The organism is Skermanella aerolata KACC 11604 (assembly GCF_000936425.1).
Taxonomy (GTDB): Bacteria; Pseudomonadota; Alphaproteobacteria; order Azospirillales; family Azospirillaceae; genus Skermanella; species Skermanella aerolata.
In genome coordinates, this window is record NZ_AVFK01000001.1 from 619,758 (window position 1) to 634,862 (window position 15,105).

Here is a 15,105-nt window from a genome sequence, read left to right on the forward strand (position 1 = left end):
ACCGCTAGGGTGCGGCGCGTCCGAAGGTGCGTCCGCCGTTGCCCTGGGCCGTCGAGCCCGTCCAGCGCAGCTGCCAGACCGGACCCGGCTGATAAACGCCGACCGGCTGTCCGGCCTGACCCATGACCGGCACGGGCGAAGCCAGCGTTCCCGGCGTGGCGGGCAGGCCTGCCTGGATGGCCCCTTGGTCGAGAGGCGGCGCTTCGGTCAGGCTGAGATCCTGGAGCGCCAGGGCATTCGCGAGAACCTCCGGGCTGCCCCGATAGTAGAGCTCGACCTTCGCGGCACCCCGGGTCAGCGTCATAAGGTCTGCCCGCGATATGGTCGGCACCTGGGCGATCCGGCGCTTCGTCTGCACCCAGTCGTCCAGGCTGCCGATCGGAACAGCCACCTGCATCACCTGTTCGGGGCCGGCCGCCACGGTATTAGCCTGCCGCCACTTCTCCTCCAGCGACCGCACGACCGCGGCGACTCCGCCCGCCAGATAGGCGTCGACCGTCTGGCCGGGAGCCGCGGGAACGGTGACGGTGTCGCCGCGCTTGGTGCCGTCGGCGGCATAGCGGGTCAGCTTGACCGTATTGGGAGCGCTCGGGTCCGGTTCGGCTCCGCGCACTCCCAGCAGCGCCACCAACACGTCGCCGGCCTGATAGCGCTCGGCGATGGCCGAAAGCCCCGCCTGATTGCCCTCCAAGGCCGTCGAGGCGCCGATATCGGCGATGTCAGCCAATTCGCCATAGGGAACGACGACCGGCACCATCCCTTGCGGCGGCGGGAAGTTCTCCCACGCGGCCCGCCAGGGCGTGCGGTCTTCCCACAGCACAGGACCCTTTCCGGACGCCTGATAGACCGGCAGCACCAGCACCGGCTTGCTGCGCGTCTCGACATAGCTGGCGCCCTTGGTCTGGAGCAGGGTGCGCACATTGGCCGGACGGAAGCGTACGGTCAGGGTCGCCAGATACCGCACCGCCGAGCTGCGCTCGCGCTGCACTTCGAAGTCCTGGACCAGCCGAGCGACCTCGATATCGCTTAGCGCCGGAGACTTGGCCCCGGGTTCCGGGCTCAGCCGGCCGTAGAGGGTGTCGAACGCCTTGCGCTGGGCCTCCGTGATCGCCTTGTCGCGCGCGGCGGCGGAACTGTCGGCGGTCACGTCGACCTCGACGTCGCGGACGGTGTAGATATCGCCTGATTCCTGCGCCTTCAGCGGTGCGGAAACAGCCAGCAGGACGATGCCAACGGCAAGCCCGAACAGGCGTGCCAGCGGACGGCGGTGAAGCATTGCAAAGCCTTCCGTTTCGAGTATGTTCGGCCCATGATGCCGGCCCGTGATGCTGTTCTCGATGCGTCTCTCGAACTGGGACCGGCCCGGTTTATACCCCAGCGCACGTGAGGACGCCATCAGCACCACACCGAATAACACCGGCGACGCCTATAAGGATGCCGGTGTTGACATCGACGCCGGCGCTGCTCTCGTCGATGCGATCAAGCCGCTGGCGAAAGCCACCGCACGGATCGGCGCCGATGCCGGTCTGGGTGGATTCGGCGCCCTGTTCGACCTCAAGGCCGCCGGCTACAAGGACCCGATCCTGGTCGCCAGCACCGACGGCGTCGGCACCAAGCTGAAGATCGCCATATCCGCGGGCAAGCACGACACGATCGGGATCGACCTCGTCGCGATGAGCGTCAACGATCTCGTCGTCCAGGGTGCCGAGCCGCTGTTCTTCCTGGACTACTTCGCGACCGGCAAGCTCGATGTGGCCGCCGGCCGCGACATCGTATCCGGCATCGCCGAGGGCTGCCGCCAGGCCGGCTGCGCGCTGATCGGCGGCGAGACGGCCGAGATGCCGGGCATGTATGCCGGCAAGGATTACGACCTCGCGGGCTTCGCGGTCGGCGCCGCGGAGCGCGGCCAGATCCTGACCGGCGCCGATGTCGCCGCGGGCGACGTCATCCTTGGGCTGGCTTCCAGCGGCGTCCATTCCAACGGCTATTCCCTGGTCCGCCGGATCGTCGAGAAGGCCGATCTGTCCTACGAGGACGACGCGCCGTTCCAGCCGGGCACCAAGCTGGGGACGGCCCTTCTCACACCGACCCGCATCTACGTAAAGCCGGTGCTCGCAGCCGTCCGCGCCGGGGTGGTAAAGGCGCTCGCCCACATCACCGGCGGCGGCCTGACCGACAACATTCCCCGCGTCCTGCCCGAAGGATTGGGCGTCACACTCGATGCCTCCGCGTGGCCGCTGCCCCCGGTGTTCCGCTGGATGGCCGAGTCGGCTGCCATCACCGACGACGATCTGGCCCGTACCTTCAACTGCGGCATCGGCATGGTCGTCATCGTCTCGCCCGACAAGGCCGACGATGCGCAACGCATTCTCGCCGAGGCCGGCGAGTCGGTCTATCGCATCGGCGAGGTTCAGCCCGCCATCGGCGATGTCGACCGCGTGGTGATCGACGGAGTGGACACAGCGTGGCACGCCTGAAGGTCGGCGTCCTGATCTCGGGCCGGGGGAGCAATCTCCAGGCCCTGATCGACGCCTGCGCCGATTCCGCCTTCCCGGCTGAAATCGTGCTGGTGCTGTCCAACAGGGCCGATGCCTACGGGCTGGAACGCGCCCGCCGAGCGGGCATCCCCGCCGCCGTGGTCAGCCACCGCGACTTCGCCGACAAGCCCGGTTTCGAAGCGGCGATGGACGACGCGCTCAACGCCGCCGGCGTCGAACTAGTCTGCCTTGCCGGCTTCATGCGCCTTCTCACGGCAGGCTTCGTGGAGCGCTGGCACGACCGGCTGATCAATATCCACCCGTCGCTGCTGCCGTCCTTCAAGGGGCTGGACACCCATGCCCGCGCCATCGCGGCCGGCGTCCGCTTTACCGGCTGCACCGTCCATTACGTCCGCCCGGCGATGGATGAAGGCCCGATCATCCTTCAGGCCGTCGTCCCGATCCTGGAAGGGGACGACGACCACGCGCTTGCCGACCGCGTGCTGGTAGCCGAACATCGTTGCTATCCCGGCGCGCTGAAGCTGATCGCGGAGGGCAGGGCGCGGGTGGATGGCGACCGCGTCTTGATAGCCGGCGGACCGGCCGATGCTCCCGAACCGATCCTGAACCCGCCGGTATGAGCCCTGCGGATCGTTATAGTCGGCGGTTTGAGCTTGCCAGGATGCCGGTAACCCCTTAAATCGGACCGACCTGGGATCGAATAAGAAAGCAGAGGTTGGAGATGGCCGTGGCCGATCAGAATGATGAATTCCGGCGGGAAGAATACCGGACTCATATGGAAACCTACGAGCGCTTCACGTCATTGACGAAGTACAGCGTCATCGCCGTGGTCGTGCTGCTGGTTTTGATGGCTATCTTCCTGGTCTGATGCGGGGAGCCGGGAGGCGTTCGTCGATCTGACCAAACCTTCGGCGCAGCGGACGCTCCCGGCTCTTATGGCTCCCCCCTTCAATCCGTTCCGGATCGACTGGAACACCTGCACCTTCGGCGAGTGGGAAGCGCTCTTGGCCCGCTGCAAGCGCCCAACGCTGCTTCAGACCTGGCAATACGCCATGGCGCTGGCGAAGACCGAGGGCGGCAAAGCCGATTTCGGCATCATCCACTTCGAAAACAAGCCGGTCGGCCTCGTGCAGGTCCAGACTCGGCGCTGGCTGCCTTTCCTGACGACCTGCAAGATCCATCGCGGGCCGCTCTGGATCTATGACGAGATCCCGGGGGAAATGCTCAAGCTGGTGCTCGGTATGATCCGGCAGCGCTATCACCTGTTCAAGGGCAGGCCACTGGTCTTCCATCCCGAAATGCGGGATACGGAAACCGCGCGCAAGCGGCTGAAAGCCACCGGCTTCTATCGACGTCAGGACGGCTACGAATCGGTGTGGATGGATCTTGCGCCCGACGTCGCGACTTTGCGTGCCGGCCTCGACCGCAAATGGCGCAACAAGCTCAATCAGGCTGAACGCAATGGGCTGGTCCTGGAAGCCGACACGACGGGGCGCGCCTTGGACTGGCTGATGGAGCCCTACCTGGAAGACAAAATGGCTCGCAACTACCGGGGGCCGTCTCCCGCGTTCATGCGGGTCCTCCAGCAGGTTTCCGCCGATACGGCGCCACCGGTCGTCCTGCGGGCGTTTCATCAGGGGCAGCCGGTCGCCGGGGTGCTGCTGGTGCGGCATGGCGTCGCGGCGACATATCAGGTCGGCTGGAACGGCGAAGCGGGCAGGGACCTCAAGGCCCACCACTTCCTGCTCTGGCAGTCGGTGCTGTGGCTCAAGGAGAGCGGCTATACCGGGTTCGACCTTGGTGGCCTCAACGAGACCACTCCGGGCATCGCCCGGTTCAAGACGGGCATGGGCGGCCAGCCGTTCCGCCTTGTCGGCGGATACGTCTGACCACCCGTGCCGGAAACTCCCCTATCAGGGGACGATTTCGCTCTTGCTGAAGAAGAACTTGATCTCGCTCGCGGCGTTTTCCGGGCTGTCCGAACCGTGGACCGAGTTGGCCTCGATCGATTCGGCGAAATCCTTGCGGATAGTGCCGGGAGCGGCGTTGGCCGGGTTGGTGGCGCCCATGATGTCGCGGTTGGCGACGACGGCGTTCTCGCCTTCCAGGACCTGGACGACTACCGGGCCGGAGGTCATGAAGGAGACCAGTTCACCGAAGAACGAACGCTCGGCGTGGACTTCATAGAACTTCTCGGCCTGCTCCTTGGTCAGGCGGATACGCTTCTGCGCAACGATCCGCAGCCCGGCTTCCTCGAAGCGGGCATTGATCTTGCCCGTAAGGTTCCGGCGGGTCGCATCCGGCTTGATGATGGACAAGGTCCGTTCGACGGCCATGTTGGAAGGCTCCTGTGTGCTCTCGCAAAATTCGCGGCGTTATATACGCGCTTTGGCCGGGTAGCAACGGGACATTTTTTTGCGGGTCGGCCATGTCCCAGCAACGGGGCCTTGGGAACATCCCGCCGCATTCCTATAAATTCAACGCCGCATCCCTTCAAAATAGGTCCTTCGACGTGCTATCACCAGCCTCGGCATGCTGCACATCAATGAACTGACTTTCCGCTTCGGCGGGCGTGTGATCTTCGACCACGCCACCGTCGCCATTCCCAAGGGCCATCGCGTCGCGCTGGTCGGTCGCAACGGCACGGGTAAAACGACCCTGCTCCGCCTGATCGCCGGCGAGATGGTGCCCGATGGCGGCGCCATCACGATGCCGGCCGAAGCGCGTCTTGGCATCGTCGCCCAGGAAGCTCCCGGATCAGACGTCAGCCTGATCGACACCGTGCTGGCCGCCGATGTCGAGCGCACCGCCCTGCTGGCCGAGTCGGAAACCGCGCACGATCCGCACAGGATCGCCGAGATCCACACCCGGCTGGCCGACATCCACGCTCATTCCGCCCCGGCGCGGGCCGCCCAGATTCTGTCCGGACTGGGCTTCGACGCGGAGTCGCAGACACGGCCGTGCAGCGATTTCTCTGGCGGCTGGCGCATGCGCGTGGCCTTGGCTGGCGTCCTCTTCGCCGAGCCCGAACTGCTGCTACTCGACGAGCCGACCAACCACCTCGACCTCGAAGCGACGATCTGGCTGGAAAACTACCTGCGGAACTATCCGCACACGATCCTGCTGGTCAGCCACGACCGCGAACTGCTGAACAAGGTCCCGACCACCACGGTCCACCTCGACCAGGGCAAGCTGGTCTCCTACGCCGGCGGCTACGACCAGTTCGAGCGCACCCGCCGGGCCAACCTGGAGCGTCTGGCCGCCAATCAGACCAAGCAGATCGCCCAGCGCAAGCACATCCAGTCCTACATCGACCGGTTCCGCTACAAGGCGTCCAAGGCCCGTCAGGCCCAAAGCCGGATCAAGATGCTGGAGCGGATGGAGCCGATCATCAGCATCGTCGAGGACCACACGGTCAGCTTCGACTTCCCGTCGCCGGAGGAACTTGCGCCGCCGCTGATCCAACTGGAAGGCGTCGATGTCGGCTACGACGGCAAGGCGATCCTGCGGAACCTGGACCTGCGCATCGACATGGACGACCGGATCGCGCTGCTCGGTGCAAACGGCAACGGCAAATCGACGCTGGTCAAGCTGCTGGCAAGCCGGCTGGCGCCCATGACGGGCGAGTTCCGCAAGTCGTCCAAGCTGAAGGTCGGCTACTTCGCCCAGCATCAGGCGGAAGCGCTCGACCTCAGCCTGACCGCCGTCGCCCAGGCGAAGCTGTGGATGAAGGACATCCTGGAGGAAAAGGTCCGTGCCCATCTCGGCCGGTTCGGCTTCCCCCAGCAGAAGGCCGATACCCAGATCGCCAAGCTGTCCGGCGGCGAAAAGGCGCGCCTCCTGTTCGCCCTGATGACGCGCGAGGCTCCTCACATCCTGATGCTGGACGAGCCGACCAACCATCTGGACATCGACAGCCGCGAGGCCCTGATCCAGGCGATCAACGGATACGAGGGGGCCGTGATCCTCATCAGCCACGATCCGCACCTGATCGAGCTGACGGCCGACCGGCTCCTGCTGGTCGATGGCGGCGCCTGCCGTGCCTTCGACGGTGATCTCGAGGACTATCGCAAGCTGCTCCTGGAAAAGCGGCGGGCGGAACGTTCCGACGGGACGGAGCGCGAGACCGGACCGAGCAAGAAGGACCAGCGCCGCGCCGCCGCCGAGTTGCGGGCAGCCCTGGCTCCATTGAAGCGCAAGGCCGACGACGCCGAGAAGCTGATCGCCAAGCTGACGCGCGACCGTCAGGCGCTGGAAGCCAAAATGGCCGATCCGGAACTTTACAATGGCCCGGCCGACAAGGTGACCAAGCTCCAGAAAGACCTGGGCGACATCCAGAAGAAGCTGTCCTCCGCCGAGGACGCCTGGATGGAAGCGCACGAAGCGCTGGAAGCGGCCGAAGCCGAGGCGACGGGAGTAGCCTGAGCTTAAGGAAAAGCGGCGAGCCGGCCGCTTACTCCTTCGCCGGCGTATGCGCCAGCAGAGCGTCCGCCAGCGCTGCCGGCAGAACCGCCACCAGCCAAGCCATCAGGTAGGTCGGCAGCGGAAAGGCGATCCGCCCCCGGTTCCGCTCCAGTCCGCGCTTGATGATCGAAGCCGCACGGTCCGCATCCATCAGGAACGGCATCGGGAACCGGTTGCGGTCGGTAATCCTGCTTTTCACGAAGCCTGGGCAGATCACCGACACCTCGATTCCCGCCGGACGCAGGTCGAGCCGCAGCGATTCGCCATAGCTCCTGACCGCCGCCTTGCTGGCGCAATAGGCCGGTGCTCCCGGATAGCCCCTGAACCCGGCAAGTGAGCTGACCAGCGCCAACTGTCCCCGCCCGCGCGCCGTCATGGGACCGATCAGCGGGTGGATGGTGTTCAGCACGCCGTCGACGTTGACCGCGAGGATTCGCCGTGCCTGCTCCTCGCTTTCGCCCCGCCCGCCGGTGCCGCCGCTGATCCCGGCATTGGCGATGCACAGGTCCACCGGTGTCGCCCGGTCCACCAGCGCCAGCCAGTCGGCCATCGCGGCCCGGTCGGCGACGTCCACCGTGGCGGCGCGGACATCGGCTCCACGCTCCGTGCAGCGCGCCGCCACGACGTCCAGGCGGTCGCGGTCCCGGCCCGTCAGCACCAGGGTAACGCCCGGACCGGCATAGGCTTCGGCCATAGCCTCCCCGATGCCGCTCGATGCGCCTGTTATCAGTATGGTCTTCGGATCGCGCATGGCATGGCTCCAGGGCACCAAGCCCTCTGTTGCTTGTTGTCGTCACGTCTCAGGGGTATAACCACCGCCATACTTTCGTACCAGCGAGGCAGCGTTGAGCGCTCACCATCAAGTCGCCAGTATGACCGGGTTCGCCCGCGCGGACGGGTCGGGCCACGGCCATGTCTGGACCTTCGAGATCAAGAGCGTCAACGGCAGGAACCTCGATCTGCGGTGCCGGGTCGCTCCGGGGTTCGACGCGCTGGAGCCGGTGGTCAAGGCCGTCGTTCCCCAGCGCCTTCGGCGCGGCAACGTCAACGTCACACTCACGGTGACCCGGACCGGCACGGGCGGCGAGTTGCGGATCAACCGCCCCTTGCTCGACCGCCTGATTGCACTGGGCAACGAGCTTGGCGGAGTGGCCGAAAAACCGCGTCTCGATGCCCTGCTCGCCGTTCGCGGCGTCGTGGAAACGATCGAGGACACCGATCTGGGCGATGCCCGCGAGGCAGTGGAAGCCGCGATGGCCGTCACGCTGAACGAAACCCTCGACCGCCTCACTGCCGCAAGGTTCGCCGAAGGCGATCGGCTCGTCCGTGTCCTGACCGAGCATCTGGACGAGATCGCGCGCCTGACGGAGCAGGCATCGCGCTGCGCCTCGCTTCAGCCGGAAGCGATCCGCCATAAGCTGCGCGCTCAGGTCGCGGCGCTGCTGGACGCGATCCCGAGTCTCACCGAAGATCGTCTGGCTCAGGAAGCCGCCCTCCTGATTACCCGCGCCGATGTGCGGGAAGAGCTGGACCGCCTGCGCGCCCACATCGCCGCCGCCCGCGACATGCTGTCCAAAGGGGGCGCCATAGGCCGCCAGTTGGACTTCCTCTGCCAGGAATTCAACCGCGAAGCCAATACCCTATGCTCCAAGTCGGCCGACGTGGAGCTGACCCGCACCGGCCTGTCCCTCAAGGCCGCCATCGAACAATTGCGAGAGCAGGCTCAGAACATCGAATGACCATACCCATGGACTTGCAGCCCGCCGGTCCGGGGCCGGCCAAGATCGGACGCCGGGGTTTGATGCTGGTGCTGTCGTCGCCGTCGGGCGCCGGCAAGACCACGATCGCGCGGCGCATGCTTCAGCGCAACAGCAGCCTGACGATGTCGGTTTCCGTTACCACCCGACCGCCGCGTCCAGGTGAAGTGGATGGAGTCGATTATCACTTCATCGACCATGCCGCCTTCGAGCGGATGGTCGTCGACAAGCAGTTGCTCGAGCACGCCCGCGTCTTCGGCAACTATTACGGCACACCCCGCGCGCCGGTCGAACTGGCGCTGTCAAAGGGCCGCGAGATCCTGTTCGACATCGACTGGCAGGGCACCCAGCAACTGGCGGAGAACGCCCGCGACGACCTCGTCAGCATCTTCGTGCTGCCGCCGTCGTCGAAGGAGCTGGAGCGCCGGCTTCACACCCGCGCCCAGGACAGCGTCGAGGTCATCGCCGGCCGCATGGCCAAGGCGGCGGACGAGATGAGCCACTACTTCGATTACGAATACGTGATCGTCAACTACGACGTCGAGAACAGCGTCCATCAGGTCCAGTCGATCCTGGAAGCGGAGCGCCTGAAGCGCCGCCGCCAGATCGGCCTGTCCGACTTCGTCCGGCAGCTTCAGGAAGGCGCCTGATCTATTCGATCGGTTGCGCTCCGGAAATGTTGGACCACGGCCCAACCTACGAAGCAGGAGCCTGTAGGTTGGGCCGTGGTCCAACAAACACCGTCCTCACAATCCCAATGTCTTCGGCCCCTGATATTAAATGCCGTTGCCTTACGCCCGGCTGGCCCGCCAAGCTCTTGCCAGCGCCGCGAACCCGGCCACCGGGACCTCCTCCGCCCGCTGGGTCGGGATCAGCCCGCATTCCTCGATCAGCGCCTCGGAATTGCCGAGCGACTTCAAGCTGGCGCGCAGCATCTTGCGGCGCTGGCCGAAGGCAGCCGCCGTCACCGCTTCCATCGCAGCGAACTCCGCCGGCTCCGGTGCTTGACGCGGGATGAACTGCACGACCGTCGACTCGATCTTCGGCGGCGGCGTGAAGGCGCGGGCGGGCAGGTTGAACAGCGGGCGGACTTCGGCCCGCCACTGGGATATTACCGACAGCCTGCCATAGGCCTTGCTCCCTGGCTTGGCGGACAGACGGTCGGCCACTTCCCGCTGGAACATCAACGTCAGGCTGCGGAACTGCTCGATCCGCTTCAGCCAGCCGATCAGCAGCGGTGTCGCCACGTTGTAGGGCAGGTTGGCGACGATGGCGCGTGGGGCAGGGGCGATGGCCTCCGGATCTACTTCCAGCGCATCGCCCTCGATCAGGCGCAGCCGGCCTTCGGCGGCCGCCACCAGATCGGCAAGAGCCACGATACAGCGATTGTCGCGCTCGACCGCGACGACCGCGGCGGCATCGCTGTTGAGAAGCGCGCGCGTCAGACCGCCGGGTCCTGGACCGATCTCGATCACCGTAACACCGGAAAGATCGCCGGCCGATCGGGCGATTCGTCCCGTGAGGTTGAGGTCCAGCAGGAAGTTCTGGCCGAGCGCCTTGCGTGCGCCCAAGTCGAAGCGGGCGATCACCTCCCGCAGGGGCGGCAGGTCGTCGATCCGGCTCATCGTACGGCCTGCCGCGACGCCCGGTATCCAGCCATCTCTACCGCCGTCTTCATGGCCGCGATCAGGCTCGATGGGTCTGCCTTGCCGGTGCCGGCGATGTCCAGCGCCGTCCCGTGGTCGGGCGAGGTGCGGACGAAGGGAAGGCCGAGCGTGATGTTGACGCCTGTATCGAAATCCACTGTCTTCAGCGGGATCAGCGCCTGATCGTGGTACATGCACAGGACGGCGTCATAGCGGCTGCGGGCGGCCGCGTGGAACAGGGTGTCCGCCGGCAGCGGTCCGATGACCGAATAGCCCTCCCGCCTGAGGATCTCGGCAGCCGGTGCGATGATCTCGATCTCTTCCATGCCCAGGGATCCGCTCTCGCCGCCATGCGGGTTGAGAGCGGCCAATGCCAGCCGCGGCTGGGCGATCCCGAAATCCTCCCTCAGGCCCGCCGCCGTGACGCGCCCGCACTGGACGATCATATCGGTAGACAGCGTCTCGATCGCGTCGCGCAGCGGCAGGTGAATGGTGACCGGCACGACCCGCAGCCCGCCGCCGGCCAGCATCATCACCGGCTCGGTATCCATTCCCGCGAGTGCCGCCAGGTACTCGGTATGGCCGGGATAGCCGAAGCCCGCCTCGTAGAGCGCACTCTTCTGGATCGGATTGGTAACCATGCCGGCGCACTCACCGGCATGAACCAGCGCCACCGCCTGCTCGATGCTGTTCAGCACGGCGGCGCCGTTGGACGGATCGGGCAATCCCAGCTCAACCGAATGGTCCAGCGAGGTCGGCAGCACCGGAAGCGCGCGGCTGAAGACCCCGACCGCTTCACCGGCGCTGCCGACCGCCTCCACCGGGACATCCAGTCCGATCCGCCTCGCAAGTGCGGCGATACGCTCCGGATCGTCCAGCAGCACGAATGCCGGCACCGCCTTCACGGACCGGCAGCTCCAGGCTTTCAGCGCCAACTCGCCGCCGATGCCCGCCGGCTCGCCCATCGTCAGGGCGAGCGGCGCCAGACCCGGCCTCAGCCCGTCGGCCGTCATCCGACGCGCAGATCCACGAACGCGGCGCGGCGCAGGTCGCGCAGGAGCCGGCGCTGGAGCATGTCCAGCTTCTCCTGGCCAAGCGAGTTCATGATCTGCTCACGCGGGGGCAGGCTGTTGGCGGCCCCGACCGTCCGCTCGTCACGAAGCATCAAAATATGGTAGCCGGTGATGCTGCGGATTGGGCGTGTCGCCTGACCTGGACGAAGCTGCTTCAGGGCGCTGTCCAAGTCTTCCGGAAGCTGGCCCTGCTGGACCCAGCCGAGGTCGCCGCCGTTGGCGGCACCTGCCGACTGCGAGAACTGGCGCGCCACGGCCGGGAAGCTGGCGCCTTGGCCGATCTGCTCGTAAAGCCGGTCCGCCAGCCGGCGCACGTCGTCCTCGCGCTCCGGCGTATCGACCGACAGGAAAATCTCGGCCGCAAGATATTCCGGCTTGCCCGCGTTGGCCTGGATACGCTGGATGACCTGATCGATCTCGTCCTGTCCGATCTCGATCGACGGCCGCAGGCGGCGCTGGACCAGCTTGCCCCAGGCGATGGTCGAGCGGATCTGGTCTTCCAGGGTGCTGCGCGGCACACCCTGGCTTGCCAGCATCTTCTCGAGCTGCTCGCGCTCCATGCGGTTCTGTTCCGCGACCCGGCCCAGGGCGTCGCTGATTTCCTTGTCCGTCACCGAAACATTGGTCCGCGACGCCTCCTGAAGCTGAAGCCGTTCGTCCACCAGGCTGCGCAGGACCTGCGGGGTGAGGCGCTGGCGGGTCTCCGGCGTATTGGGCAAGCCCGAGGACACCAGCGCAAGCTGGAGCCGGGCGGTCAGGTCGGAGATCGAGATGATGTCGTCGTTGACGACCGCCGCGATGCCCTCCGTCGAGCGGGCGGGCGGCGGGGCGAGCGGGGCCGCCACCGGCGGGGAAGCGGGCTGCTGCGGAGCGGCACGAGGCGCCGCCTGCGGCGCCGGCCGGGGCGCTTGCTGCTGCGGAGCCGGTCTGGGAGCCTGCGGTTGGGTCTGCTGCTGTTGCTGACCGCCCTGAGGCATCGTCTGCGGAGTGGCGAACTGGGCTGAGGCCGGCAAGGCTCCGGCAAGGCCGACCATGGCTGCGACGACCGTTGCGGCGATCTTGTTGGCCTGTGGGATGCTGCGGACAATCGAGGAATGCATGGTTCTGTACACTGTCGGCCCTTCCAAAGCTTTGGGCGTTCGCGGTTTCGGATACGGGTTCAAATGCGGCTTGGTCTTATACGGTTCGGACTTCCTTTGGAAGCACGGGCATCGAAGGCGTGAGCATTGCCGACCTACCCGTCCTCAAGATGCAGCAGCGCCGTGATGCCAAGCAGAAGGCTCGCCCCGGCGGGCGCCCACGCCGCCAGCGGCACCGGTATCGTCTCGGAGATGCCGAAGGCGCGGACGATGTCGCTGAACAGGAACAGCACGAAGCCGGTCACCACGCCGCCCGCGACCATGACCATGGTGCCGCCGCGCCGTGTCTGCCGGAGCGAGAAGGCTGCGGCGAAAAGTACCATCGCACAGAACAGCAGCGGCGTGGACAGCAGCGACTGGAAGTGCAGCCGGTGCCGGGTTGCGGAGAATCCGGTGTTCTGGAGCGTCTTGATGAAGCCGGGCAGTTCCCAGAACGATAGGCTGTCGGGTGAAGCGAAACTCTCCTGGATGCGCTCCAGCGTCAGGTCGGTGGGGAGCTTGTATTCGCCGAAGCGCTCCGCCGGTCCATTGCCGGTGTTCAGCCAACCGTCGCGGATGGTCCACGATCCCGGTTGCAGGGTCGCCGACGCCGCGTCGATCCGGTTTACGAAGACGCCCTTTTCGTCAAACGTGAAGATGTTGACCGGTTGCAGCCTTGTCGTCCCGGCCTCGACGGAATCGGCATGGATCAGGACCTGCCCGTCATCCTGGATCTGGCGCAGCCACAACCCCGACCCCGACACCACGAGCGAGCTGGTCCGTCCGCGCAGGTAGCGGTCCTCCAACTTCTCGTACCGGGCGACCAGCACCGATCCCACCGGATTTATGACGGTGACCTGGATCACCGCGATCAGTGGCGCGACCATCAGCACCGGCCCCAGGAACTGCCAGGCCGAAACTCCCACGGCACGCGCCACCACCAGCTCCTGACTGCGCGTCAATCGCCAGAAGGTGAACATGCCGGCGAACAGGATCACGAAGGGGAAGACCTGCTGGCCGATCTCCGGCAACTTGAACATCGCCATCTGGATCACGATCGAAAAGGTCGCGTCCGGCTTGCCGGCGGCGCGGCGCAGCAGCTCCACGGTATCGATCAGCAGGATGACCGACAACAGGATGCCAAGCAGCATGCAGAAGTAGAAAAGGAACTGCCGCCCGATATAACGGGAAAGGGTGCCCGAAGTTCGCATCGCGCTGTTCCTATCCCGCCGTCGGCCGCAGATGGCCGGTGCCGCGCCCGCGGATACCCTGTCTCAGCATCATGAAGATGCCCACCAGGACCGGGATCGTCACCACCACGTAGAGCAGCGGAATGAAGGCGTTGTTGTTGACCGACAGGTTGGTGATGCCGAGCGACGCGCTCTGGAGCACCAGGACCGCCGCCACCGCCGCGACGATGCGCCGGCTCTGTCCTCGACGGTTGAACTCGCCCACCAGCAGGATCGCCACTCCCATCAGCGTGAAGCCCAGTGCAAAGATCGGGGTGGTGTAGCGCTGGTGTAGCTCGGCGGTCAGCCGCGCCTTGAAGGGAGCCAACTCCGGGATTTCGTCAGCGTGCATCAGCTCGGCGGTAGACCGCTCGCGCGCGTCGGGTAAGCGCTCCGACAACTGGCGTTCGAAGACACGCAGATCCACGGCGTAACGGTCGAAGAAGAGTTGCGACATGCGGCCGGTTGCCAGATCCATCTCCTGCCGGTTGCCGTCGAAAACGACGACGCGCGCACCGGCGCCGCCTTCCACCGTCCGGCCTCGGTCGGCCATGATCGTGACGGGCTTGCCTTCGATCCGGGTATCGTGGATCAGCAGTCCCTGAAGCTCGCCATCGTTCATGCGGCGGCGGACATAGACGGTCAGGCCGTCGCCGGCCTCGTTGAAGACGCCTTCGCGCAGGAAGACGGTGGAAAACTGGCTCTTCGCCATGCCCTCCAGCCGCGCCAGCTCGCCGTAGGACGCCGGTGCCAGATACAGGGTCAGGACATAACATATCGTCATGACGATCAGGCCCAGCAGGACCGCCGGCTTGGCCAGCCCCCACGGGCCGAGGCCCGCCGCACGCATGACGACCAGTTCCGAATCCATCGTCAGGCGGTTATAGGTGAACAGGACGGCCGCCAGCAGCCCGATCGGCAGGACGATGGACAGGAATGTCGGGAGGGTCACCAGCATGAGCTGGAGGAACAGATAAATGGGAGCCCCGCCGTCCACCACGAGTTCCAGCAAGCGCAAGGACTGGGTCAACCAGATCACCAGCGTCAGGCCTGCGGTGACGAACAAAGTCGCCACCATCAGGTGGCGGAAGAGGTAAAGCGTCAACCGTTTCATGGACTCGTCATATCCAACTACCGTTCCCGCCAATCGCCCGGCGGACGGCAGTAGCGCATGAGCCGTGGTCGGCGTAGCTTGACAGCGTATGGTCGGTGTTCTTTATCGGACACGCGCCGCCGAAACAACCATCCGATGCCGGAACGGCCAAATTGCCGCCGGGCCAATCGGCCCTATCTGGCCGACTATGATAAACCAAGAGGGTA

The 15,105-nt window shown here is 65.9% G+C and carries 15 protein-coding genes; 7 read left to right on the forward strand and 8 right to left on the reverse strand.

Features of this window, described 5'->3' with window-relative positions:
- Nucleotides 1-4 precede the first annotated feature (4 nt).
- Entirely contained in the window at nt 5-1,276 is a 1,272-nt protein-coding gene (locus N826_RS02800; RefSeq protein WP_052830777.1) for a DUF2066 domain-containing protein, read from the reverse strand.
- Nucleotides 1,277-1,325: 49 nt separating this feature from the next.
- Here N826_RS02800 and purM point away from each other — a divergent pair, with 49 nt between their 5' ends.
- From purM to N826_RS02815, 4 genes are all read left to right on the forward strand, one after another.
- Nucleotides 1,326-2,477 carry a phosphoribosylformylglycinamidine cyclo-ligase gene (gene purM, locus N826_RS02805; protein ID WP_373866618.1) on the forward strand — a complete coding sequence of 384 codons (1,152 nt, stop codon included), beginning with the start codon at nt 1,326-1,328 and terminating at the stop codon, nt 2,475-2,477.
- Entirely contained in the window at nt 2,465-3,118 is a 654-nt protein-coding gene (gene purN, locus N826_RS02810) for a phosphoribosylglycinamide formyltransferase (RefSeq protein ID WP_044425750.1), read from the forward strand. The genes purM and purN overlap by 13 nt, the downstream gene beginning before the upstream one ends.
- 107 nt (nt 3,119-3,225) lie before the next feature.
- Nucleotides 3,226-3,366 (forward strand): aa3-type cytochrome c oxidase subunit IV, encoded by a 141-nt coding sequence (locus N826_RS41480; RefSeq protein ID WP_211099189.1) that lies wholly within the window; start codon nt 3,226-3,228, stop codon nt 3,364-3,366.
- 67 nt (nt 3,367-3,433) lie between these two features.
- Nucleotides 3,434-4,387: a lipid II:glycine glycyltransferase FemX gene (locus N826_RS02815; RefSeq protein ID WP_044425751.1), complete on the forward strand. Its 954-nt coding sequence runs from the start codon at nt 3,434-3,436 to the stop codon at nt 4,385-4,387.
- A 24-nt stretch (nt 4,388-4,411) separates the two neighbouring features.
- Here N826_RS02815 and ndk read toward each other — a convergent pair whose 3' ends face one another.
- The gene (ndk, locus tag N826_RS02820; RefSeq protein WP_044425752.1) at nt 4,412-4,834 is read right to left on the reverse strand and encodes a nucleoside-diphosphate kinase; all 423 of its coding nucleotides are present in this window, start codon (nt 4,832-4,834) and stop codon (nt 4,412-4,414) included.
- Nucleotides 4,835-5,030: 196 nt separating this feature from the next.
- Between ndk and N826_RS02825 the strand changes: the two genes are divergently transcribed.
- Complete coding sequence (locus N826_RS02825; protein ID WP_044425753.1) at nt 5,031-6,923, forward strand: ABC-F family ATP-binding cassette domain-containing protein; 1,893 nt, start codon at nt 5,031-5,033, stop codon at nt 6,921-6,923.
- 28 nt (nt 6,924-6,951) lie between these two features.
- On the opposite strand, the gene N826_RS02830 is transcribed toward N826_RS02825, so the two are convergent.
- Nucleotides 6,952-7,713 carry an SDR family NAD(P)-dependent oxidoreductase gene (locus tag N826_RS02830; RefSeq protein ID WP_044425755.1) on the reverse strand — a complete coding sequence of 254 codons (762 nt, stop codon included), beginning with the start codon at nt 7,711-7,713 and terminating at the stop codon, nt 6,952-6,954.
- A 121-nt stretch (nt 7,714-7,834) separates the two neighbouring features.
- Between N826_RS02830 and N826_RS02835 the strand changes: the two genes are divergently transcribed.
- Together N826_RS02835 and gmk are read left to right on the forward strand one after the other, a co-directional pair.
- Nucleotides 7,835-8,701: a YicC/YloC family endoribonuclease gene (locus tag N826_RS02835; RefSeq protein WP_044425756.1), complete on the forward strand. Its 867-nt coding sequence runs from the start codon at nt 7,835-7,837 to the stop codon at nt 8,699-8,701.
- A 14-nt stretch (nt 8,702-8,715) separates the two neighbouring features.
- The gene (gmk, locus tag N826_RS02840) at nt 8,716-9,369 is read left to right on the forward strand and encodes a guanylate kinase (protein WP_373866617.1); all 654 of its coding nucleotides are present in this window, start codon (nt 8,716-8,718) and stop codon (nt 9,367-9,369) included.
- 141 nt (nt 9,370-9,510) lie between these two features.
- Here the strand turns inward: gmk and rsmA are convergent, their stop codons facing one another.
- The 5 genes from rsmA to lptF all read right to left on the reverse strand — a co-directional run bounded on the left by rsmA (nt 9,511) and on the right by lptF (nt 14,899).
- A complete protein-coding gene (gene rsmA / locus N826_RS02845; protein ID WP_044425758.1) occupies nt 9,511-10,344 on the reverse strand; it encodes a 16S rRNA (adenine(1518)-N(6)/adenine(1519)-N(6))-dimethyltransferase RsmA in 834 nt (277 codons plus the stop codon).
- On the reverse strand, nt 10,341-11,378 hold the full coding sequence (gene pdxA, locus N826_RS02850) for a 4-hydroxythreonine-4-phosphate dehydrogenase PdxA (RefSeq protein WP_044425759.1): 1,038 nt from the start codon (nt 11,376-11,378) through the stop codon (nt 10,341-10,343). The genes rsmA and pdxA overlap by 4 nt, the downstream gene beginning before the upstream one ends.
- A complete protein-coding gene (locus tag N826_RS02855; RefSeq protein WP_147039974.1) occupies nt 11,375-12,550 on the reverse strand; it encodes a peptidylprolyl isomerase in 1,176 nt (391 codons plus the stop codon). Before N826_RS02855 ends, pdxA begins: the two co-directional genes overlap by 4 nt.
- A 122-nt stretch (nt 12,551-12,672) precedes the next feature.
- Nucleotides 12,673-13,767, reverse strand: a complete 1,095-nt coding sequence (lptG, locus tag N826_RS02860; protein ID WP_044425760.1) for an LPS export ABC transporter permease LptG — start codon at nt 13,765-13,767, stop codon at nt 12,673-12,675.
- A 10-nt stretch (nt 13,768-13,777) separates the two neighbouring features.
- Nucleotides 13,778-14,899, reverse strand: a complete 1,122-nt coding sequence (gene lptF, locus N826_RS02865) for an LPS export ABC transporter permease LptF (protein ID WP_044425761.1) — start codon at nt 14,897-14,899, stop codon at nt 13,778-13,780.
- Nucleotides 14,900-15,105 lie beyond the last annotated feature (206 nt).